Raw genomic sequence first — 20,384 nt, 5'->3', positions numbered from 1 at the left:
AATATTTTTCCATTTTGGTTTTAATCTATAAACAACTAAATCTATAAACAACTAGGAGTAAGACTTTGGAAGGAATTCCAACTATGGAAGCCGATATTTTAGTTCAAAAACCCGAAGCGAAACCCGTCACAACCGGTCAATCGTTTGCGTCGAGTGTCCAACAATCATTGCAAAATTATTTTGCGCACCTTGATGGTCACGATCCTGCCAATCTCTACAACATGGTTTTAGCTGAAATGGAAGTGCCCTTGCTAAAAGTGGTAATGCGCTATACCAACGGTAATCAAAGCAAAGCAGCTAAAATTTTAGGAATTAGCCGAGGAACTTTGCGTAAAAAACTCGCTATTTATCAGATTGATAAGCCACGTCGTTGATCCCCAACAAGCAATTAAACGTGCTATTGAGATAATAGCAAGCGGCGGAACTGTACACATCTATTAAGAGAACACAAATTTCGGTTATCGATGTCCCTGGCCTAAAATTTTGGACGTTCGTTTAAAAAAATTGTATCCTAAAATTCACGGTAGCCTTCTAGTCAGGTGGGGGCTCGATGATGATGTTTTTAAGCAACATACCATTCTCACAAACCATAGCGTCTCCGAACTGTACGCTTGAGAAAGCCACAGAACAGATCGATGTCGGGGGGCCTACCCATGCTTCGAGCAGAGGTAAAGAATTTCAGTCCGGTTACCGTGGTGATCAACCCCAACGATTATTCATTGGTTTTACATGAATTAGATGGCCATCAAAATTCAACCACATTATCTACATAATTATCTACGCGTAGATTTTTAGCTCACAAAACCTTTGAACACCTCTCCCATTACGATGAGAACATTGCAACCTATTTAGCGCACGACGAGATCCCTTCTCCTTTTACACCAGTATTGCCACCGATAACTTTACCGAATCTCAGCAACTACAAGGAAAACAATTTCGTTTAATAATTTACTTGACAGCGATTGTGCTTATCCTTCCGTATCGGAAGACTTACAAATAATCCACCACGTGCGTTATTGTCAAACACGGCTACCCCTTGCGGGGCTGCTCAAGTAGAAGATCAGTTAGGAGCCTATGAAAAAGCTTTACGCTACCGATCCTCTTTTCTACCTTTGGCAGGATCATCGCTTTTAATTCAACACTAGAAGCGGAAACCACACTAAAAGTACTGTAATAAAAGCACAAGGGTTGGCCTCTCTCCCCCTAAAAAATACCGTAATGGCTTCCGATGCGTTTTTTCCCTTTAGTGACGTATGGAAGTAGCAGCAAAATCTGGAATTAGTGTCGTAGAAAAAGCTCCGTTAAGAGCTATGAAGCTTAAGGAATAAAATACATACAATTGGGGCAAAATTTATAATAAATCAAATCACTACACCCCCCAGCAAGATCACTCTATTTAAAACAATATCGTGCCTTCTATTGCTTTTTATTGCGTTTTTTATGCGTTTTTTTATAGGAAATGACTGATGTTAAGTGATAGTTATTAGGTTTCATATAAAGATGCGCCTACTTTGTATATCCAGCATCTTTCAAATTCTTTATGGTGGGGTGTACTCGATGATTCTCATAGCGCCCCGTCAAAAAAAACAGCAACATTATTTTTAGCAACATTATGTTTAATGACCTAATTATAGAGTTCAAACGTGAGTACAATTACTGAATTATTAATAGGATAAAAACTCAATTCACCACAACTTAAAAAAGAAGCTAAAGAAAAATTTCCTTGTCGTACCACCGCGACGGTAAGTTAAGCGAAAGTTGAGGAAAACTCCGCCGCCCTGATAAGATATTGTTGTTAATTTCAAAATTCTCACGAATTGCTTGTTGGATATACATTTTTCCTAAAATAGGAGAATCTTTTAATTGAATATCTTCAAGCCAAAGCAAAACTAACCGCTGAGCTTAAACTACAACCCTTTCCGTGAGCACAGACCTTTCCTTAATTCTGGAATTAATTAACCAGAATTCCCGCTCGCCATTTGTAAAAAAATCACAGGTCTTTTCAGAATTTAAATGTCCGCCCTTTAATAATACTAACTTCACTCCTAATTCTAAAAATCCTACGCTGCCATTGCCATATCCTCTAGCAAGTGCATTTTTTTCTGAAGTAAAATTTCAGCTTCAGGAATATTATGAGTTAACAAATACATAGTAAAAAACAAGATCTTTTAAAGCACTGTGTTCGGTAAACGAGAAACCAGATGTTGATTTTAAGATTGGATCACAAATGACAAAACCTTTATAATTTTGTAAATAAGAATTGATCGTAGCCAAAATTGATTTACCTAAAAGTCCAAGCTTAATGACGGACGGCACAAATGCTTTTTCTAAACTCGTAATTTGCATTTGGATAAAATGAGAATCGCAATAAAGAATTTCCACGAACAACTAGTGCGTATTCTATGCTGTGAGAGCAGTGATAATAGAATAGTATCAATAGTATCTGCATGAACATCAAAATCATGGCACCTGAGCAAATTAGCTTGGTAACCTGCGCCGCTTGAGCAAGCCTGAGCAATCAGAACTACCTATTATACCCAAACAACGGCTTTTTTCATTTTGGAAAGTCCAAAAAAAGCGTTTATCGATTAAAAATATTGTATCTTTAGCGATATTACGTTTTTCAATCATGCGGCTTCATACATTCCGACTTCATAGCCCAATCGGCCAATTTTAATCGCATGGACAAACGCCTGAGCCATGGAAATAGGATCATTAGATAATAGCTCGCCAAATTTATAAGACAGCATCAAACCCATTTCCATAACTCACACCGCATGTAAGGGCCTTCCAATGCCGCGTCGATAATCAATGTGATATCGGGAAATCTTTCTTGTAAGAAGCCTAACACATAGGGGTTCATTAATCCTCCTCCGTTCCCGAAGTAGCAAAACCCAAGACATTAAAATACGACAGCCAACATCGATTAAACACTGGCATAAAATCAAGTCTTCCATACAATAAGACCACAGCTCAAACTCTTTTTTAATTAACGTTTCAGAGGCTTTCACCAGGACGAAAGGATTGGGCTGTAGGGTGGGGTTCTCATCCACAGTGATTTCCAATTTACCAATGCGTATTAAATTTCTCGATCTAGTTACGATGTTATTACAGCTTCTTTAACGGTACAGCATCCCGTTGTGTTCGGTAAGATGTGACAACCCAGTGGTGATTATATTAACTCCCAAAAATAATTCTTTTTTTGCGTTGGTAATTATTGCCGTAATGACATGGTAATGATTTCGACTTCGGACGAGTTAATTGCTTCGCAAAGAATTTATGGAGAAGGGTATTGCACCGTTCCTAATAATAATCGTGAATTAATTTGCGTATCAGAGACAGTCCACATTCACTTGGTTGAAGAATGATTTTTGCATAATTGAGATGATTTAATTACTACTTCGTTAATCACCGCGGCAAAAACTTCTGAAAAGCATTTATTAACTAGTAACTTTTTCAATGTGGTTTGAGGTGAAATTATCAGAGGTTCGCCATTTAAATAGATTTTGAGCATTTAATTACCCTTCCCATCCTTTCCATCTTTTCTCCAAGCAGGAGAGGAAAAACAATTTTTCCAAGATTTCATTAATCAAGGCCAGTGCTAACAAAAAACCATGTTGATAAAGACCATTGATAGCGATTAAACCGCGTTTCCAATTAATGCAAGATAGATTATCGAATAAAGCAGATCGTAAGGCTATCACTGTTTCTATAATTCGGACCTCGGCAAATCCTCGATGAACGGCTATAAGCTACTGATAATAATTCCAAACAAGTGCACATAGAAATGGACGAAGTATCTTCTAATTCAATTTCGCTTGAACCAACCAGGTAAATCTGGTTAGGCCTGCGGAACGATGCAAACTCTATAACGAGGATGTAGCAATCGAATAAGACGACTTAAATATACATCAGGGGCGTGCAAGTAAATTAATTCCCTTTGAACAGTACGTAAATCATTAAATTGATCGCTTCCACCCATTCCTCGACAATCAAATACACAATCAGGTTCACGCAATCGAGGCAATTCTTACGAGGCTTGGAGGGCAATACCCTTATCCGAGTAGGAGGTACCCTGAGGTATCATAAAGAATTAAGGCATCCCCATTCGTCAATTGAATTTCTCCGCATCCCTACGTGAAGATTTCGAAGCAGGATAAGAAATCATAGTTCTCCTTCAGGCATATGCAGAGAAGGAAAAGCATGGAAAACAATCATTTCTTTTCTCTTCGTAAGGATTACCTTGTGCAGGTTCAAAGGGTCTGATTAAATCGTCTCAGATTTCGCTCCCAGAGAGATAATGAAAGAATATCGGATTAACGGCTCAAATAGCAAGAAGAGCACCATAGGCAATGGTCCTATCGAGGTGGATCCGAAAACACTACGAAAACACTAGGAAAAAATAAAAATATTCCTGAAATAAAGATAAGAGTTTCACTACCTCCAAATTGAATCTCCATAGGATTTCTTAGACAACGCTGAGTAAAATTACGTAGAATTAAATTTAAACTACAACCACCCACCCAACTTCCAAAATACAAAAGTATTTTTAATATAAAAGTTATTTTTGCCCCTATCACCTCTCATTCATATTATTCTATACCTCATCTCAAGCTGCTCGAGCGATAACTTGGTTTGGATCGTACAAGTTTCAGGGTGTTATTCCACCCTATAACTGGGAGCTGGAAAAATGAGTTTAAAGACAGCATTCCTGTATTCACAAACTCGGGATGGGCCCTTGCATTTACTTAATCGAAAGCAGGAGAACGCATCACAGTGGCTTCCCATTGACGAATATTATCCTCATATCCTTCAATAATTGTGGATGTGAACTCATTAAATTTACAACACTTTCGTAAGGAGGAGCCAATCCTGACATCTTGATTACTCATCAGACGACCCACAATGCGAATATATATATATTTCTTCCGCATAAGTTTTGATGGACCACGGCAATTGCGCACGAAACTAAAAAGTAACCCTGACCATGACGGCGAATTTGCTCTCATACTCAACCAACCAACTATCTGAATACCAATGCTTTCTCGCCAAGATTCGAAACCAACTTGATAATTTCCGATTTAAAAGAAGGGAAGATGCGCCATAAATTCTCCTAAAATTACTGTTTGCTATCTCATTATAATGTTTTTATCAATCATATTGCTCTCTCTAAAAAAATCCTATCATGCCATTCTATCAACATTTTTATTGTCGGAAACAGAAGAGGGAGCACACTTTAGCATAGAAAGTAGCCCAATCAGCTCAGATTGAAAAGATCTGGGTTGTTCCCGGTAACGCCTGAACCGCTCTGGAAAATAAAGTTAAAAATATTTCTATCGATATTTACAACATCAATGCATTAATTAAATTCGCATAAAAAAATAAAATATATCTCACCCTTATGGGTCGCAAAGTGGCCCTAGCTCACCCTTATGGGTCGCAAAGTGGCCCTAGTCGATGGAATTATCGATCAATTTCATCAAGCAAATTTAACTATCTTTGGACAAACACAAGCAGCTGCTCAATTAGAAACCTCTAAAAGTTTTTGTAAAGCGTTTTTGAATCGTCACAATATTCCTACTGCAAATTTTGTAACTTTTAAAAATCAAAATAATGCTTTGGCACATCTTTTCTATCAATCTTTTCTTATCGTTATTAAGGTGAGCGGCCTTGCAGCTGGAAAAGGAAGGAGTCTTTATCGTGCAATCGTTAACAGAAGCAAAAGCCGCTGTTATTTCGATGATGGAGGAAAAACAATTCGGTATAGCAGGACAAGAAATCGCAGTTAAAGAATTTTTATCCGGCGAGGCATTAAGCTTTATTGCAACGGTCGATGGCGAACATATTTTACCCCTCGCTGGCTCATAAGATCACAAACAGCTCTTGAATGGAGATCGAGGTCCGAATAACCGGGTGGTATGGGTGCTTATTCATTCGTTCCATGGTTATTGTGGATACCTTAGAAGAAAAAATAATGGCTAAAATTATGTACCCAAATATTGCCGGCTTAAAAAAAGTGGGATTCTTATATTATGCGGGATTGATGATCACGCCAGATAATGAGCCAAAAGTATTAGAATTTAACGTACGCTTAGGCGATCCCGAAATCCAACCCCTTATGATGCTTACGTTCCAATTTAATTGAATTAATTTTAGCCGCTCTGTAGGGTAAATTAAATCAAGCAAATAGTGTTTGAGATCTGTGGGAGCCGCCTTGACCGTAGTCATGACTGCTGGTGGGTTACCCTATGAATTATGAAAAGAGCCATATTATCGAAGAATTAGACCATCCACTAATTTCCGATGTTAAAATTTTTCACGCAGGCACGTGAAAAAATCACAACGGTATCGTCACTGACGGCGGATGTGTTCTTTCTATCACCGTCTTAGGTATCGATTTACGCGATCCGCAGCAAAAAGCTTATCGGGTAGTTAATCAAACTAGCTGACCAAATTGTCATTATCGGAATGATATTGATTACCGAGCTATTACTTGATTCTTATTTAAAGAATTAAAGTTATTACCAAATCATAATTTGGTCGAAACGGTCACAGGAAGCCAATCGAATTAATTTATTATCTCTATAGATATCTCTATAGGCTGCTCGACAGATTTGTCGTTATATTTTGCCATTCATAGTTTTAGGTAAAGTTTTAGAACGAATACAAACAATTTCATAAGTTTTAATACCAAAATTTTTTAAAATTTTTTTGATATGTATTCATGGATATTTTCAAATGGAGGGTGCCATTCATTTTCGTTCTTAACTCCTTTTATTTCGGGAACCATAATTAATTGCTCTTGGCTCTCTCCCGTTCAACAGAAAAATCGGCAACGCCAGATAATCCGACACTTGGATTACTTTCGCTGACTGCCCATTCAATATCATCGGGTGAATAACTTTTGCCTCGAATAATGATTAAATCCTTTAATCAAGCATAAAAAAATAATTCCCAATCAACTACGACACCTAAATCCTTAATACAAGGATAAGGCCTCTTCTTTCTTTGGTGTAGACGTTAAAAACGCCATTGGTCAAAGTTTCGTTTTTCCAATAACCCCCGGATCACGCTTGGTCCGAGTAACCATATTTCTCCAATTGCATTTCACCCGCTATCAAAACATACATAAATTTAAGGTCAACAATTATTAATTCGTGATCCTCGAAACATCTTCATCTTCCCACAATCAAAAACGACCGATAAATAACAGAAACCCAATTAATCACACCGGCCAGTAGCATATAAATTAGATTCCGCCAATCCATAGCACGGATAAAACTTATTATTGCTAAACTCACACTCCGAAAATTTCGATACGTTTTGAGGTGGTTTATTTCCAAGCCAGCAAAAGCTACTCGCCAATGAGTTAAGTTGAGTGTTTTTGATTGTTTTTCCGTAACATGTTGCATACATAATTCATACGCAAAATTTGGTCCACCACCAATTGCATCGGAAATCTGGGAGATAAGCTCAAGCCAAATTAGGGGACGTTGCAAAAAACCCATTGGTGATAAGAGCACGCCGGGAATACCATCGAACCAAGGCAAAAATAATTCCCATGTCATGAGTTAAAGTGTCATGAGTTAAAGGCAACCAGCTAACGGCGGTGGACTGCAAAAAACCAAGTGCCTCCAATTTAAAAGTATTCTGTACATTATTCAAAATATTTTCATGGGTAATCATAACCCCTTTGGGATCACTGGTTGAGCCAGAGGTATATTGCGATAGAGCGATTTTAGAGGCGGTGGGAAGAAAATTTATTTCTTTCCCTTTCAAGTTCAATCGATCTATTGCTATTTTTTAAAATTGAATATTTTCTTCAGCTAAAAATCACCACGGTTGACTATTTTTCTGTTACTCTTTCTTGTTTAATCTGGCATAAGTAATTTCCTGCTTCATGCAGCTCTGACTATCAACCAAACGATAAACAATGGAGTTTGGTTTTTCTAACGCTTGGCGCTGTAAACAAGAAGCATAATTAAAATGTGTCATCAAGTTTTTTCATTAATTTTTTTATGGATACAATACAATCAATTAATTCGCTAACTGTTTCTATTTTAAGAATATCGTTTTCCATGATAATGAGACCTTATTCCATATTAATCGCACTGATTAAATTCACTACATCTTTCACTACATCTAAGGAATCGAACCCTAAATTAGCGTGAAATTTCGAGGCATCATAAATATTTTCTATGGGTATTTGAGTCTGTATGGAAATAATTTCTTTAATCCGATGTTTAATTTCTATTTTCATAAACTACCTGTATATGTTTCTGAAAATAAGAAGTCCAATACTTATCCCATCTTGTATAAGATCACGATCATCAATTTCCCACGGATGGAATTCGGATTTTCTTGGATTTTCTGTAAGCTTCATATAAGCTGTCAGGAGCAAAAATACCTGAAGCTCTAAAAAACTCTTCGCGCAATTTATCTTTATCGATAGTAATTGGTTTACCTGCTATAAGCTAATCAATTGCCATAAAATATAAAAAGCTTTTATATAAACCTTCTAAAACTGTTTCGTTAAACGTCTTCCATTTGTTTTCATGCGCAGAGTTTTCGGTGGGCATATGGCCTACCAACATATCGGTATAACAATCAAAACAAATATCTTTATGCTCCAATTCTTTCGTGGTGTGATAGTCGAATAAATAGGCCATCATAATCTCTTGATATTTTTTCTAAAATAAGGATAAACCGTCGAAGCACATAAGGAGAAAGATTTTCCAATAAACAACCTACCCGAAAAGCCACTCGGAAATCGCGATCGGGGTCTAAATGTTTAAAAAATTCATCGTACTATGTGCTTTAAATAATTGTAGGGATTCGCACATACCCTCCCGAAGATTTCAACGCTTCATTAAGTTCGTGGTGCAGACGAGACGATGATTGTCTTCCTGTTGTTTAATAAACTCTTTTGCATTAACCAAAAGGTGGAGTTTTTAATTAGCGGTAAGGCTTGTTGCATCGCTCGCATAACATATGCCTCTGTAGCATGGGTATTTACCGAAAATAAATTCAGGAAATGGGATTTTAGGGGATCATCAGCAAGCCAAATTTGAGTGAATTTCGAAGGACAATCAAAGCTAGTCTGGCGACATTGGAACTTGATCTTAGGTGGTGAAAAGAGGGGTTGAGACATTAATCATTTTCACGAAATTAGAATATTGGATCGATAACTTGCCCATTGATAAAACACTTTTAGCAGACATCTATATTTACTAGTAATCAAAAAAGTGGCACATACGTAAATATATTTAACTCAAGCTATTGCCCAATCGTTTGTGCTTTCTAATATTTCTTCTCAGCTAACATATTACCGCTCAAAACATTACTTCGTTTAAAGGATGTTCGATAAACAGCTACCATCAGAATCTGAAAATTATCAATGCGGCTAAAACTTTATTACCCATCCTCACGAACAAACACTAATTCGCTTTCTTACCTTGAGCAGCTGCAAGAAACCTTGACGGCTCTTAGTGACAAAAAAATTTGTGACAAGAAAATTTCTAAGATTGGATTTAACCAAGCCGCCAAATTACAGAATCACCACGCAAAATAGGTATTCGCAATTAATTCGCAATTATTTTGTTCTTTATTTAGATAGAATTTTAACTACAGAGATTCATGAAATGATCAATCATAACGAATTTGCTCTATACCAAGCTTTTCAAACCTATCTCATGTTTACGGAGTCATTGCATCATAACGATGACGTTATCCGAAATTGGTTCAGTCAATATTGGAAAAAAAATACCCGACCAACCCAAAAAAACAATAACAATTATATTGCCATTTAAATAATGTCTTACAATTACTTTCCTTATTACAAAAGCTCGAACAGATTTACAGAAAAGCCCATGATTCAAAATTGTATTTGCCATGGTGGACAAAACAGCCAATATGAACAAAATCAAATCCCGCTCTCCTTTTGAGGAATGGATCTGTCGAATACAAACATTCCGATGTTTGATCAAGCGGATTATTGTAAACGAATTTATTATAATAAAATTCCTAAATTAGCAAAGCTAGTTAGCCACGGTGACTGGGTTTATAGGTTTTACGGAAAGTAGTAACCTTACTTCAAAACAATTAAATACCCTTAATAGACCAAGCCAGAAAAATTTATTTAAATAATTATCTTACAACATGACAACAGGCAATTAATCAAATCACATTGACTCCTCCTACCTGCTTAAAAGAGGCTATTAAGGATCTTCAAATATTGGGTGACAACCAATCGTTTTTTTTTTTTTGGAAAATGATAGAAAAGACAGTAAATGATCCTGCTATTCAGGATTATTTAAATAACACTAAAGAATTCGATTTAATGCGCTTTATTATATCCCCCGCTGGGGAACAATCAACTCTTCTGCAATCGAATCTAAAAGCGCTCAATCAATACGTGGAAAAAATCACTACCTCAACTGATTCCATCCAAGCTTCTTATAAAAACACAGTGCAACGAATGCAAAATGATAGAAAGGATGATCCTTTAACACATGCACAAGCGATAGCAACGAAAATACCAGCACCTATTAATCATTAGGTTCCTATTCTTTCTCAAAAGATATGGAAATCTATGCTTGAGAATTCTCATGAATACTTAAATTCAATTTGGACCTCTCTAGTGGGTGGTGCCCCGATTATAATAAGCACTCTATTTTTAATCGTTTTCCTATTTTCCAAGATGTCTCATAACCGACATCTTGCTTAAGAATTTTAATCATTTCTTTAGAAAATGGTGGCATTGTAGAAACGTTTTTTAATGATTATTTGGTATCTTTTGTGGATACCTCACCCTTATTGGGCCTGGAAAAAATTAGACTGTAAAAAGATCGGAATCCCTCAAGCAAGTTTCGACATTATAACTCGAGCTTCGATGATCAAAAAATGTTTTATACCAATAACCCAGATCAACCAATACTCAATTTCACATTAACTCCCATGAGTCTCTCTCCGAATATAAGCCGTTTCACTTTAAATATTAGTGGTCAGATAATTAATTTTGAGTTGGGTATTAAACCTGTGACACAAGCCAGTTGGGCCAGGTTCTGAAAGTGACTTCGTCACCTTAAGTTTCGATACCTTGATACCTTCGCACAAACTGACTACCACGTTAACAGGTTCTTGGGCATGATTGTATTTGATCCAACAATCTCAAATAAAAATAACCAGCGATCCAAAAACTTTCCAACTGGTTATAAGCTTAGAAGGCAACACAGCTCATTATCAGCTCACCGCTGATAACCCGATTAACTTCTACCTATCCACACTTCTATCCGCGTTTCGCTGCCTAGTTAATCTATAAAGTTCAATTAATAATTTAACTATTTGAAAATTTTATAAAAATTTTCTTGAGTAATTATCTATGAATCGATCAATTCCGTTGGTTTTTATACTTCTTCGATACTATAGTTCTAAATATGAACATAACCTTTCGTGGAATCTAAGTGGAAGAAGGAATTGAACCATGATCACTACTTTATACCCACTTTCACCATAGATTTGCTATTGGGCAATATGGAGCTCGCTGTGGACTTCGGACGATGAAGAAACAACTGGAGAGGATTTTCTTGATAGTCAGAAATGCTGTTTTTTAGACAACAACCCGTACAGTCTCATTGCTGAAGCCGAAAACATGGTAGAAATCTACGATAAGCCTACCCAAGGGAATTCGCTCCCTCCAGGAAAGCGGATTTTCATCTTTAGTACATCGTAAATCTTCTGATGAGCCGCTTATGATTCGAACAGTTTACCTGGTTGCAAGCAAGGTAAGGCTAATGGGACACCGACTACTGTTCAAGCTTAAGCAGACCTTCTCTTAAACCCCAAAACGTGTAACTTTCGAATTTCACGCGAAGGGGACGCCAGTTGTATGTCCAGTCGTTTCCCTCTCAGACAAGGGGGGAGAAGCACCTATGCCCTATTGCATATTTTTCAATGGAGGTGATACTATCCATGGTTCTCTGTATATCTCAAATCGCAACACTAGTGGTCATGGCTGTATTCTGGTTTATCCCAACCCAACATCGCAGGTTAACTTTACTAGGGCTAGTCGGTTAGAGCGCATCGGTCCACAGACAAACACCCCTTCTCTTTAATAACTCCAAAAAAGCCTGATGCACTACTTTTTCTTCCTCATTCGCCGCTATAACCCGCAAAGGCTTGCGGTCAATATCTAATCGTCGAATTTGAGGCGATTGCATAATTACAGCAGGATCTTGCTGTTCAAATAATTTAGTTTGACCACCGGTCATTAACAAATAGACCTGGGCTAGAAGTTCAGCATCCAATAACGCCCCATGATATTCGCGGTTAGAGTTATCAACATGGTATCGTCGACATAGAGCATCTAAATTATTATGCTGTCCAGGATGTTTTTGTCGAGCAATTACTAAGGTATCCAAAATTTGACAATAATCAGGGATCATTTTGAAAGGCTTTCCGGTTAGTTTCAATTCATGATTTAAAAAACCTACATCGAATGGAGCATTGTGAATGATTAATTCAGCTCCTTTGAGAAAAGCAATAAGTTCATCAACAATATCGTTAAATGAAAGCTTATCGGCCAAAAAGCTTTCCGTAATGCCATGGATATCAACAGCGTCGCGTTCGATAGAACGACCCGGATTAATGTAGAAATGGAGATATTGGCCTGTTAAACGCCTATCGACCATTTCTAAACAACCAATTTCAATAATGCGGTGTCCCTCTTCTGGAACAAGACCGGTCGTTTCTGTATCTAAGACAATTTGCCGCATAAAAATCCTAGTTCATTTAAAACAACAATTCATCAATACCACGATTGGCTAGACGATCGGCAATCTCATTTTCGGGATGGCCACTATGCCCCTTCACCCATTGCCAACATACCGTATGCCGTTCAATTTCTTTTTCCAGGGCTTCCCACAATGCTTTATTTTTAACTGGTTTTTTCCCGCTGGTTTTCCATTGCCTCTTCTTCCATACAGGGAGCCACTCTGTTACTCCGCGACATAAATATTGAGAATCCGTCGTGGCAATAACATAGCAAGAGCGTTTTAGCACTTTGAGCCCTTCAATAACGGCGGTCAGCTCCATTCGATTGTTGGTGCTATTAGAAACGCCACCATAAAGTTGTCGCTCATGACCGTTATAACGCAATAAAAATCCCCATCCCCCAGGGCCCGGATTGCCGCGGCAGGCACCATCACAATAAAGGTATACAATATTTTGTTCTTTTTTCATAATTTCAAGGATGGGGTTGGTTTAATGATACTCTGTACAATTACCGATTCTTTTTTCCACAAAATTCTACGATGAACTGGTGCGTAGACCTCTTTTTTAGCGGCTAATAAATAAATACCACCTGCGGCAGGGAAACAAACCTTTCCAATTATTTCTTTAATTAAGTGAAACCGCCGATTCGACCTATTTTCAGGCAGAAAACCATAACAAAAAGTTTTGCTAAAAGAAATGGAATATTTAAAATTAATTAACCAGCGCTTTACTTGTTCGCAAGCCCAAAATTTTCCATTCCAGGGAACTCCACGTTTAATAAAAAATAATTTCTCAAGCCCCCACAAGCTCCATGGATTAAAGCCAAAAATAAATAATCTACCTTCAGGTTTCAACACTCGGAAAATTTCTTGAATTAATTTAACAGGATAATTAATAAATTCTAATACATGCACCAACACAAACACATCGATGCTATCTGACAATAAAGGCAATTCCTGCCAATCCATTTGTATGGACAATAAATTATCAGTCGGCTCTGAAGTTAATTGAATATGATAGAGAATAGGGCTCACTGCTGAATGTGCCAGAGTCGTTTCTCCGCCCATCTGAATTAAATATTTTCCGCGAATCGTTTTCAAGAATCGTGTCGCTTCTTCATTTTCCCAGGATAAGATCAAGGACCCAGGAGGATGTTGATACCAATCCCGCATGATCTCTAGCGACGACCCGTCCATATTCGCAAATTCCGAATTCATATTTTATACTGTCAAAGTACTTAATTTTTCTTATAAGGAAAGTAATCTTTTCTAATGTCTCACACAATTCTTGCTATTCCCACTCTTAATGATAACTACATCTGGACCATAGTGCATCCAAAGAAACAACCGGTTATTAATCGATCCAGGAGAATTAAAAACCCGTTTTGGAAATACTCAAACAATAAGGTTTAATGCTATAACCGCTATATTACTAACTCACCATCATTGGAACCATACGAACGGTATTTCCGGGCTTTTAGAGAATCCCGTTCCTTGTTTATGGACGGCCGGCGGGCCGCTTTGAGGACACTATTGCCCTTCCCTGTGATTGGGGGAACCCCTATTATTGCTTATTATGGCCATCAGTGGGCTTTCAGGTGATGCATTGTTTGCTGGTAGCTTCGGCCAACTTTTTGAAGGCCCCCGATCAAACTTTATCAATAGTAACAGTCCTTCCTTCTGATACTCGACTTTATTGTGGTCATAAATATACTAAGAAAAACTTCGAATTTGCTCAACAAATGGTTGATCCCCACAATCTTAGACTTAAAGAAGCGAATTACAGAAACGCAGCAAAGGCTTAATCAAAATCTTCCGGCACTTTCTTCGACTCTCCAACTTAAACTCGATTCTAATCCGTTCCTCCGATGTCATGAAAAAGCATGCAGCGAAGTTTAGAAGAATATTATAGCTACCCCCCTCTCAACCGATACCGTCGCTGTTTTTGCGGCTTTACGCTGATGGAAAGACGAGTTTTAATAAGGAATGAGTAAAAAAAATTTTACTATTTTCTAAAAATTTTCAATTAGTTATCAAGTTTTAGGCAAAATTTTAATCAATATTTCTTGATTGTGGAGGTATTTTATCCGTAATATCACCGAATGCGAAAATGGATCTCCAAAATTACCATTGCGCTATTTGCTTTAAGTCTTATTGGCGTTACTACTATCGCAATTCCAGCTTCCTCGGGTCGGCGGTGGCACATTAGCGATATTTTTTCATTCGAACAACTTATGGACGGCAATCAGTCCCCATTTTGCTATTTATGAAAAATACGTTAATAATTTTTATGTCCAAAACCAAATCCGTTGGTTTCGACCTCGACAATCCTACCTTTATGAGTTAACGCAAAATGCACGACCTTACATTTACTACGTACTTCAACAAACAAGAAAGCGTAGAATGCCGGCGGAAATTGCGCTTTTGCCAATGATTGAGAGTAATTATAATCCCTTTTTGTATTCTAAGCGCGGAGCCACAGGACTTTGGCAATTAATGCCGGAAACCGCTACGGGTTTTGGCTTACTTATTAACTGGTGGTACGACGAAAGACGGGATGTCATAGCGTCGACGAATGCGGCTCTAAATTACCTTCAATATCTTCACAATTATTTCCATAGTTGGCTTTTAGCTGTAGCGGCCTATGATGCAGGAGAAGGAACCGTGACAGCAGCCATTCGATATAATCGTCGCGCCGTATAGCCGGCCCACTGATTTTTGGTCTTTGCCGTTGCCCTATGAAACTCGCGAATATGTACCAAAATTGTTGGCGTTGGCCGATGTGATTAAAAATCACAACCACTATGGTTTGCACCTTCAACCGGTGGAAAACCACCCTTACTTCACGACGGTGGTTTTAAAAACGCCAATGAATTTTAAACAATTAGTAAAACTCTCTGGTTCTTCTCTGAAATCGCTAAGGCTATTAAATCCGGGCTTTCGCCGATCCACTACAATGTCGAACCCCACACCTACAATCTTCTGATTCCTACTAATAAAGTGGATGAGTTACAAGAGAATCTCGCCATGCTGTGGGAACAACATTTGCCGAGCTTATTATTGCATCATCGCGTGCATGCCGGGGATTCATGGAGCATTTTAGCAAACCGTTATCACACAAGCGTTGCGGAAATCCGTGAAATGAATAAATTAAAAGGGAATATGATTCGAATTGGCGAAAATTTATTAATTCCTGAAGTTCAAGCTACTCCCTATACCTCTAACAATTCTCATATTTCCGAAGATAATATCCTGGGGGTCCCCCTCAGCGTGTGCTGGATAATGTAAAACCCCATGAAACCATTAATTCATATTGCTCATCATCATGTCACTCCTCAGCAAATTTATTTTTGGAATAGCATAACGAAATCTAAAAAATTAGTAGTAGGACAAAAATTAATCATTTTGGAGCCTAGCGCTTATAAAACCCGTTAATCATATTGTCAAACGGGGAGAATCGCTTTCTATACTATCGCTCGCCATTATAAAACCACTGTAGCCAAACTACGCTACAAGTAACCATATAGTCGGAAATACAATTCGTATTGGACAACATTTGGTGGTATAAAAGAAATTATTAACGGATCTGGTTCTCATACGAAAAGTTTTTGCGTTAGAGGAAGAATTCTATGACCGCTCTAATTTTGGATGGGCGTGCTTGTGCAGAAAAGGTCAAAACCCATGTTAAAGAAGCTATCTTGGCGAGACAAAAGAAGGGCCTCCCTACCTCCCCCGGTCTATCTGTTATTTTAGTCGGAGAAGATCCTGCGTCCACTGCTTATGTTCATCAAAAAGAATTAGCTTGTCAGGCAGTTGGTATCCGCTCAATCGTTCATCGAATGGCTAACACTACGTTAGAAGCTGAACTCGCAGCAAAAATTGATCAATGCAATGCCGATTCAAACACCCACGGTATTCTTCTCCAGCTTCCTTTACCTATGCATATTAATTCTTTTTATTTGCTCGAACGCATCCATCCAGATAAAGATGTCGACGGTTTTCATCCTTATAATCTCGGCCGTCTGGTGCAGAGTCACCCTACATTACGTCCTTGTACTCCTGCTGGAATTATGACACTGTTAAAAGAAACTAACGAGGATCTTACAAGAAAGTACGCTGTTGTAGTCGGTGCTTCAAATATTGTAGGCCGTCCTATGGCTCTAGAGTTATTATTAGCCAAATGCACCGTAACCGTATGTCATCGTTTTACCCAAGATTTAGCAAAACACGTAAAGGCGGCAGACCTATTAGTTGTCGCCATTGGAAAACCTGGGATTATACAAAGTGAATGGATTAAACCCGGTGCTATTGTGGTGGATGTTGGTTTTAGTCGATTAAGCGAAAATAAAATTGTTGGTGACGTCGATTTTGAAACCGCTCAAGAAAAAGCTGCTTGGATAACTCCCGTTCCAGGAGGCGTAGGGCCAATGACTGTTGCCACTCTTCTCGAAAATACCCTTCAAGCTGCGAGAAATGTGGATTAATTCTATAAGGCAATAAAATAGAAGGCAATAAATAAAACTTCTTAACAGAAATATGATCTAGGGTTTGACCCTTTTATCCAAAAAATTTAATTCAAAAAAATAGCCCAATTCTTTTTAGAAGAATTGTGGGCTGTCCTATTAGAAATAACTACCTGATAAAATTAACAATCTATATCTCTGTTAGATATTGAACAGGTAATTAGCAGTTGCGGTAATACCATTAATTGCTACCCGCGTTGGGTTATTAACCGTAGCGGTAAATTCTTCAGAAGTAGTACTTACACTGCTAGTTTTGCTTCTATATAAAGAATAGGAGTAGCGAAGATCAACGAAGATATTATTCATGAAATAATGTCTCCAGCCAATTGCTGCAACACCACCGTTCAATTTCTCTTTAACGGTTTGCGAAACAAAAGCAGATGCGCCTGGAAGAACGGTTATTCTACCCAAGAGTGTTGTGTATCCACCTTCTAAGTAAACAGCATCCCAATCGTTCACTTTAAGACCTGCTAACAACGTAGCTAAAAAATGAGATCCTATAGATCCTATACCAGTACGGTAGTACGGAAGACTAGCATCGTATAAAAATCCAGGCTGAACAACACGAATGTTATCGTATTGAAATTGCCCTCGAACACCAAATATCCAGTTATAGGTTGCGAAGGTATAACCCAATTCTCCTACTGAACCAAATTGTGTCAGTGAGATAGAAGTTGGGTGGAAAAGAGAATGACTAGTAGCATCAGCTACTGAAGATACTTGATCCCAAATATAAGAATTATACCAAAACCCCAAACCCACATGAAAACCATTCATATCACAAACAGGAACATAAGGCCGGCCTGCAAAAGCAGCAGTAGCTAAGCAACATAGTGCAGAAATATTTATGGCACAAGTTTTGTATTTGTTTCCATGTTGAATTCTCTGTTGCATTCTCTGTTTTCAACTAAAGTTAAAATTAAACCAAAACAACTTATAGTTAAGCCTATTCTTAGCTTTTTAAAAAGCTATTGGACAAGGATATATACATATTTTAATATGTCAAACTTAGTTTTAATAAAATCATTGGTTTTTTAATGGGTTTTTCGTTCAAAATTAATTTATTTTTGCTTAAAAATAAGCAATTAGTGTTCAATTTAAATACTATTTATGAATCTAATAATAATTCGTTTACCGCTTTCACAAATTCAGCCGGATTTTTAAGTTGTTCTCCTTCTGCCAAAAGTGCTTGATTGAGCAATAACTCGATCCAACGATTTAAGCGCTCTTTGTTTGACTCACTTTTCACACGTAAAATCAAAGGGTGAGTAGGATTAATTTCTAAAATAGGTTTTGTTTGAATAAACTCTTGATTTGTTTGCAACAATAAACGTTGCAAATGACCACTCATCTCATTTTCATCAAAAACCACACAGCTGGGTGAATCAGTTAATCGATTGGTGAAACGAACTTCTTTTACTTTTTCACCTAGAGTTTCTTTTAATTGTTTGAGTACGTCGTCTAATTCTTTTTCCACTTTTTGGACCTCTTCTTTTTCTTCTTTTTCTAATTCATTTAAATCCAAAGCCCCTTTAGCTACTGATTGTAAGGATTTGCCTTCAAATTCTGCTAGATGCGCAACGAGCCATTCATCCACGCGATCATGCATCAACAAAACTTCTATTCCTTTTTTTGAAAGACTTCAAGTAAGGGACTATTTTTTGCAGCTAAATAGGTATCTGCAATAATATAATAGATTTTATCTTGTCCTGGTTTCAGTCGATTAATGTAATCTTTCAGCGAAACATTTTCTTCCTCGTTATTATTATGAGTCGAAGCAAAACGTAACAAATTAGCAATCCGATCACGATTAGCAAAATCTTCTGCTGGACCTTCTTTTAAGAGCTGACCGAATGCTCTCCAAAATTTCGCATATTTCTCTTTATCGTTAGTGAGTTCTTCTAAAAGATTTAATACACGTTTGACGCAACCCGCTTTAATTTTGTTAATAATCTCGTTAGATTGTAGTAATTCTCGCGAAATATTTAGCGGTAAATCGTTTGAATCCACAATTCCTTTAACGAAGCGAAGATACATTGACATGAAATGTTCAGCGTCATCCATTATAAAAACGCGTTTGACATATAATTTGAGTCCGTGCTGACCTTCACGATTCCAAAGGTCAAATGGTGCTCGCGCTGGGATATATAGTAGACTTGTATATTCTAATTTACCTTCGACCCGATTGTGAGCCCAAGCTAATGGATCTTCAAAATCATGAGCAATATGTTTGTAAAGCTCTTTATATTCTTCGTCTTTAATTTTATCTTTAGGTAATGTCCATAAGGCATTTGCACAATTAACAACTTCTTCTTCAGGTTCTTTCTTATCTTTAGCCTCATCCTCCTTAATAGTTATTTTTTTCATTACAATAGGACGTAAAATATGATCAGAATATTTAGTAATAATTAAACGCAAACGCATCGCGTCTAAAAACTCTTCTTTCTCTTTTTTAAGATGCAAAATGACTTCAGTCCCATGCGAAGATTTATTAATGTTTTTAATGGTATATTCACCTTCTCCATTTGATTCCCATTCAACACCTTGGTTTGCTTTCATACCTGCTCGCCGCGTACGCACCATGACGTGATCAGCCACAATAAAAGCCGAATAAAAACCCACGCCAAATTGACCAATTAATTGAGATTCCTCGGCATTTTTTTCTGTTAATAATTCACGAAATGCACGTGTTCCCGATTTAGCAATAGTGCCTAAATTTTCAATCACTTCCTCTCGATTCATACCGATACCATTATCACGAATGATAATGGTGCGACTGTCTTTATCAAGATCAACCCAAATTTTTAATTCGGCATCGCCTTCATATAAGGCTGTATCCGAAAGGGCTTGGTAATCTAACTTATCCTCTGCATCGGAGCTGTTGGAAATCAATTCTCGTAAAAAGATTTCGTCGTTGCTGTAAAGGGAATGCGCTACCAGGTGCAATAACTGCTTAACCTCAGCTTCGAACGACAAAGTTTCCGTTTGTGGTTGAAAAGACATTATGTGACTCCTAGAAAAAATTTTATTCAAAGCTTGATATAAGGGGCAAGACGACGAATTTCAAGCCAAAAAAAGGGGGTAAAAAGCC

Annotated in this window: 30 protein-coding genes and 2 pseudogenes; 14 read left to right on the top strand and 18 right to left on the bottom strand. The window is 37.6% G+C overall.

Annotation, left to right across the window (positions count from 1 at the left end; all coding sequences use genetic code 11):
• Positions 1-65: 65 nt before the first annotated feature.
• The 3 genes from fis (at position 66) to MRH55_RS03665 (ending at position 1,145) form a co-directional block, all read left to right on the top strand.
• A complete protein-coding gene (gene fis / locus MRH55_RS03675) occupies positions 66-374 on the top strand; it encodes a DNA-binding transcriptional regulator Fis (RefSeq protein WP_304986062.1) in 309 nt (102 codons plus the stop codon).
• A 176-nt stretch (positions 375-550) separates the two neighbouring features.
• Positions 551-733 carry a hypothetical protein gene (locus tag MRH55_RS03670; RefSeq protein ID WP_304986061.1) on the top strand — a complete coding sequence of 61 codons (183 nt, stop codon included), beginning with the start codon at positions 551-553 and terminating at the stop codon, positions 731-733.
• A 283-nt stretch (positions 734-1,016) separates the two neighbouring features.
• The gene (locus MRH55_RS03665; protein WP_304986060.1) at positions 1,017-1,145 is read left to right on the top strand and encodes a hypothetical protein; all 129 of its coding nucleotides are present in this window, start codon (positions 1,017-1,019) and stop codon (positions 1,143-1,145) included.
• A gap of 562 nt (positions 1,146-1,707) precedes the next feature.
• Here MRH55_RS03665 and MRH55_RS03660 read toward each other — a convergent pair.
• The 7 genes from MRH55_RS03660 to MRH55_RS03640 form a co-directional block, all read right to left on the bottom strand.
• The gene (locus MRH55_RS03660) at positions 1,708-1,887 is read right to left on the bottom strand and encodes a hypothetical protein (protein ID WP_304986059.1); all 180 of its coding nucleotides are present in this window, start codon (positions 1,885-1,887) and stop codon (positions 1,708-1,710) included.
• 243 nt (positions 1,888-2,130) lie between these two features.
• The gene (locus MRH55_RS07695; protein WP_369421499.1) at positions 2,131-2,346 is read right to left on the bottom strand and encodes a bifunctional hydroxymethylpyrimidine kinase/phosphomethylpyrimidine kinase; all 216 of its coding nucleotides are present in this window, start codon (positions 2,344-2,346) and stop codon (positions 2,131-2,133) included.
• 281 nt (positions 2,347-2,627) lie between these two features.
• Complete coding sequence (locus MRH55_RS03655) at positions 2,628-2,765, bottom strand: hypothetical protein (RefSeq protein ID WP_304986058.1); 138 nt, start codon at positions 2,763-2,765, stop codon at positions 2,628-2,630.
• A gap of 3 nt (positions 2,766-2,768) precedes the next feature.
• Positions 2,769-3,053, bottom strand: a complete 285-nt coding sequence (locus tag MRH55_RS07690; protein WP_369421447.1) for a beta/alpha barrel domain-containing protein — start codon at positions 3,051-3,053, stop codon at positions 2,769-2,771.
• Positions 3,054-3,518: 465 nt separating this feature from the next.
• Positions 3,519-3,704 (bottom strand): hypothetical protein, encoded by a 186-nt coding sequence (locus MRH55_RS03650; protein WP_304986057.1) that lies wholly within the window; start codon positions 3,702-3,704, stop codon positions 3,519-3,521.
• 137 nt (positions 3,705-3,841) lie between these two features.
• A complete protein-coding gene (locus tag MRH55_RS03645) occupies positions 3,842-4,027 on the bottom strand; it encodes a hypothetical protein (RefSeq protein WP_304986056.1) in 186 nt (61 codons plus the stop codon).
• A gap of 721 nt (positions 4,028-4,748) precedes the next feature.
• Positions 4,749-4,934 (bottom strand): hypothetical protein, encoded by a 186-nt coding sequence (locus MRH55_RS03640; RefSeq protein WP_304986055.1) that lies wholly within the window; start codon positions 4,932-4,934, stop codon positions 4,749-4,751.
• Between the two features lie 498 nt (positions 4,935-5,432).
• On the opposite strand from MRH55_RS03640, the pseudogene MRH55_RS03635 reads away from it, so the two are divergent.
• The 3 genes and pseudogenes from MRH55_RS03635 to MRH55_RS03625 form a co-directional block, all read left to right on the top strand.
• Positions 5,433-5,636 (top strand): annotated as a pseudogene (locus tag MRH55_RS03635) (phosphoribosylamine--glycine ligase); the annotation flags it as partial.
• 34 nt (positions 5,637-5,670) lie between these two features.
• Positions 5,671-5,868: a hypothetical protein gene (locus MRH55_RS03630; RefSeq protein ID WP_304986054.1), complete on the top strand. Its 198-nt coding sequence runs from the start codon at positions 5,671-5,673 to the stop codon at positions 5,866-5,868.
• A 19-nt stretch (positions 5,869-5,887) separates the two neighbouring features.
• Complete coding sequence (locus MRH55_RS03625; RefSeq protein ID WP_304986053.1) at positions 5,888-6,145, top strand: hypothetical protein; 258 nt, start codon at positions 5,888-5,890, stop codon at positions 6,143-6,145.
• 1,030 nt (positions 6,146-7,175) lie between these two features.
• Here MRH55_RS03625 and MRH55_RS03620 read toward each other — a convergent pair.
• The 6 genes from MRH55_RS03620 to MRH55_RS03595 form a co-directional block, all read right to left on the bottom strand.
• Positions 7,176-7,550, bottom strand: a complete 375-nt coding sequence (locus MRH55_RS03620; RefSeq protein ID WP_304986052.1) for a hypothetical protein — start codon at positions 7,548-7,550, stop codon at positions 7,176-7,178.
• Positions 7,474-7,785: an AMP-binding protein gene (locus tag MRH55_RS03615; RefSeq protein ID WP_304986051.1), complete on the bottom strand. Its 312-nt coding sequence runs from the start codon at positions 7,783-7,785 to the stop codon at positions 7,474-7,476. Before MRH55_RS03615 ends, MRH55_RS03620 begins: the two co-directional genes overlap by 77 nt.
• Positions 7,786-7,857: 72 nt before the next feature.
• Positions 7,858-7,995, bottom strand: coding sequence for a hypothetical protein (locus MRH55_RS03610; RefSeq protein ID WP_304986050.1), 138 nt, complete (start codon positions 7,993-7,995; stop codon positions 7,858-7,860).
• A gap of 97 nt (positions 7,996-8,092) precedes the next feature.
• Positions 8,093-8,260 (bottom strand): acyl carrier protein, encoded by a 168-nt coding sequence (locus MRH55_RS03605; protein ID WP_304986049.1) that lies wholly within the window; start codon positions 8,258-8,260, stop codon positions 8,093-8,095.
• A 214-nt stretch (positions 8,261-8,474) separates the two neighbouring features.
• A complete protein-coding gene (locus MRH55_RS03600; RefSeq protein WP_304986048.1) occupies positions 8,475-8,672 on the bottom strand; it encodes a hypothetical protein in 198 nt (65 codons plus the stop codon).
• A 197-nt stretch (positions 8,673-8,869) separates the two neighbouring features.
• A complete protein-coding gene (locus tag MRH55_RS03595) occupies positions 8,870-9,151 on the bottom strand; it encodes a metal-dependent hydrolase (protein WP_304986047.1) in 282 nt (93 codons plus the stop codon).
• 337 nt (positions 9,152-9,488) lie between these two features.
• Here MRH55_RS03595 and MRH55_RS07685 point away from each other — a divergent pair, with 337 nt between their 5' ends.
• The gene (locus MRH55_RS07685) at positions 9,489-9,809 is read left to right on the top strand and encodes an ImcF-related family protein (RefSeq protein ID WP_369421441.1); all 321 of its coding nucleotides are present in this window, start codon (positions 9,489-9,491) and stop codon (positions 9,807-9,809) included.
• A 461-nt stretch (positions 9,810-10,270) separates the two neighbouring features.
• Positions 10,271-10,558 (top strand): hypothetical protein, encoded by a 288-nt coding sequence (locus MRH55_RS03590; protein WP_304986046.1) that lies wholly within the window; start codon positions 10,271-10,273, stop codon positions 10,556-10,558.
• Positions 10,559-12,071: 1,513 nt separating this feature from the next.
• On the opposite strand, the gene dnaQ is transcribed toward MRH55_RS03590, so the two are convergent.
• From dnaQ to MRH55_RS03575, 3 genes are read right to left on the bottom strand one after another with little or no spacing between them, the layout of a single operon-like run.
• The gene (dnaQ, locus tag MRH55_RS03585) at positions 12,072-12,773 is read right to left on the bottom strand and encodes a DNA polymerase III subunit epsilon (RefSeq protein ID WP_304986045.1); all 702 of its coding nucleotides are present in this window, start codon (positions 12,771-12,773) and stop codon (positions 12,072-12,074) included.
• A gap of 16 nt (positions 12,774-12,789) precedes the next feature.
• Complete coding sequence (rnhA, locus tag MRH55_RS03580) at positions 12,790-13,242, bottom strand: ribonuclease HI (RefSeq protein ID WP_304986113.1); 453 nt, start codon at positions 13,240-13,242, stop codon at positions 12,790-12,792.
• Positions 13,236-13,943: a class I SAM-dependent methyltransferase gene (locus MRH55_RS03575; protein ID WP_304986044.1), complete on the bottom strand. Its 708-nt coding sequence runs from the start codon at positions 13,941-13,943 to the stop codon at positions 13,236-13,238. Before MRH55_RS03575 ends, rnhA begins: the two co-directional genes overlap by 7 nt.
• A gap of 525 nt (positions 13,944-14,468) precedes the next feature.
• Here MRH55_RS03575 and MRH55_RS07680 point away from each other — a divergent pair.
• From MRH55_RS07680 to folD, 6 genes are all read left to right on the top strand, one after another.
• Entirely contained in the window at positions 14,469-14,669 is a 201-nt protein-coding gene (locus MRH55_RS07680) for a hydroxyacylglutathione hydrolase C-terminal domain-containing protein (protein ID WP_369421438.1), read from the top strand.
• Positions 14,670-14,924: 255 nt separating this feature from the next.
• Entirely contained in the window at positions 14,925-15,473 is a 549-nt protein-coding gene (locus MRH55_RS03570; RefSeq protein WP_304986043.1) for a transglycosylase SLT domain-containing protein, read from the top strand.
• A gap of 22 nt (positions 15,474-15,495) precedes the next feature.
• Positions 15,496-15,756, top strand: coding sequence for a hypothetical protein (locus MRH55_RS03565; RefSeq protein ID WP_304986042.1), 261 nt, complete (start codon positions 15,496-15,498; stop codon positions 15,754-15,756).
• Between the two features lie 14 nt (positions 15,757-15,770).
• The gene (locus tag MRH55_RS03560; RefSeq protein ID WP_304986041.1) at positions 15,771-16,058 is read left to right on the top strand and encodes a LysM peptidoglycan-binding domain-containing protein; all 288 of its coding nucleotides are present in this window, start codon (positions 15,771-15,773) and stop codon (positions 16,056-16,058) included.
• A 6-nt stretch (positions 16,059-16,064) separates the two neighbouring features.
• On the top strand, positions 16,065-16,205 hold the full coding sequence (locus MRH55_RS03555) for a LysM peptidoglycan-binding domain-containing protein (protein WP_304986040.1): 141 nt from the start codon (positions 16,065-16,067) through the stop codon (positions 16,203-16,205).
• 194 nt (positions 16,206-16,399) lie between these two features.
• The gene (gene folD / locus MRH55_RS03550; protein WP_304986039.1) at positions 16,400-17,254 is read left to right on the top strand and encodes a bifunctional methylenetetrahydrofolate dehydrogenase/methenyltetrahydrofolate cyclohydrolase FolD; all 855 of its coding nucleotides are present in this window, start codon (positions 16,400-16,402) and stop codon (positions 17,252-17,254) included.
• 180 nt (positions 17,255-17,434) lie between these two features.
• Here the strand turns inward: folD and MRH55_RS03545 are convergent, their stop codons facing one another.
• The gene (locus MRH55_RS03545) at positions 17,435-18,187 is read right to left on the bottom strand and encodes an outer membrane protein (protein WP_304986038.1); all 753 of its coding nucleotides are present in this window, start codon (positions 18,185-18,187) and stop codon (positions 17,435-17,437) included.
• A 214-nt stretch (positions 18,188-18,401) separates the two neighbouring features.
• Positions 18,402-20,296: pseudogene (gene htpG / locus MRH55_RS03540) on the bottom strand (molecular chaperone HtpG).
• Positions 20,297-20,384 lie beyond the last annotated feature (88 nt).

The sequence above is a fragment of the Coxiella-like endosymbiont genome (assembly GCF_030643785.1).
GTDB lineage: Bacteria > Pseudomonadota > Gammaproteobacteria > Coxiellales > Coxiellaceae > Coxiella.
This window is presented reverse-complemented; position numbering and strand designations above follow the sequence as displayed.

Excerpts from the sequence above, each read along its gene's own strand:
- MRH55_RS03670 (WP_304986061.1), top strand. The coding sequence starts at position 551 with ATGATGATGTTTTTAAGCAACATACCATTCTCACAAACCATAGCGTCT.
- MRH55_RS07695 (WP_369421499.1), bottom strand. The coding sequence starts at position 2,346 with ATGCAAATTACGAGTTTAGAAAAAGCATTTGTGCCGTCCGTCATTAAG.
- MRH55_RS03655 (WP_304986058.1), bottom strand. The coding sequence starts at position 2,765 with ATGGAAATGGGTTTGATGCTGTCTTATAAATTTGGCGAGCTATTATCT.
- MRH55_RS03640 (WP_304986055.1), bottom strand. The coding sequence starts at position 4,934 with ATGCGGAAGAAATATATATATATTCGCATTGTGGGTCGTCTGATGAGT.
- MRH55_RS03625 (WP_304986053.1), top strand. The coding sequence starts at position 5,888 with ATGGAGATCGAGGTCCGAATAACCGGGTGGTATGGGTGCTTATTCATT.
- MRH55_RS03610 (WP_304986050.1), bottom strand. The coding sequence starts at position 7,995 with ATGACACATTTTAATTATGCTTCTTGTTTACAGCGCCAAGCGTTAGAA.
- MRH55_RS03605 (WP_304986049.1), bottom strand. The coding sequence starts at position 8,260 with ATGAAAATAGAAATTAAACATCGGATTAAAGAAATTATTTCCATACAG.
- MRH55_RS03600 (WP_304986048.1), bottom strand. The coding sequence starts at position 8,672 with ATGATGGCCTATTTATTCGACTATCACACCACGAAAGAATTGGAGCAT.
- MRH55_RS03595 (WP_304986047.1), bottom strand. The coding sequence starts at position 9,151 with ATGTCTCAACCCCTCTTTTCACCACCTAAGATCAAGTTCCAATGTCGC.
- MRH55_RS03590 (WP_304986046.1), top strand. The coding sequence starts at position 10,271 with ATGATAGAAAAGACAGTAAATGATCCTGCTATTCAGGATTATTTAAAT.
- dnaQ (WP_304986045.1), bottom strand. The coding sequence starts at position 12,773 with ATGCGGCAAATTGTCTTAGATACAGAAACGACCGGTCTTGTTCCAGAA.
- MRH55_RS03575 (WP_304986044.1), bottom strand. The coding sequence starts at position 13,943 with ATGCGGGATTGGTATCAACATCCTCCTGGGTCCTTGATCTTATCCTGG.
- MRH55_RS03555 (WP_304986040.1), top strand. The coding sequence starts at position 16,065 with ATGAAACCATTAATTCATATTGCTCATCATCATGTCACTCCTCAGCAA.
- folD (WP_304986039.1), top strand. The coding sequence starts at position 16,400 with ATGACCGCTCTAATTTTGGATGGGCGTGCTTGTGCAGAAAAGGTCAAA.
- MRH55_RS03545 (WP_304986038.1), bottom strand. The coding sequence starts at position 18,187 with ATGCAACAGAGAATTCAACATGGAAACAAATACAAAACTTGTGCCATA.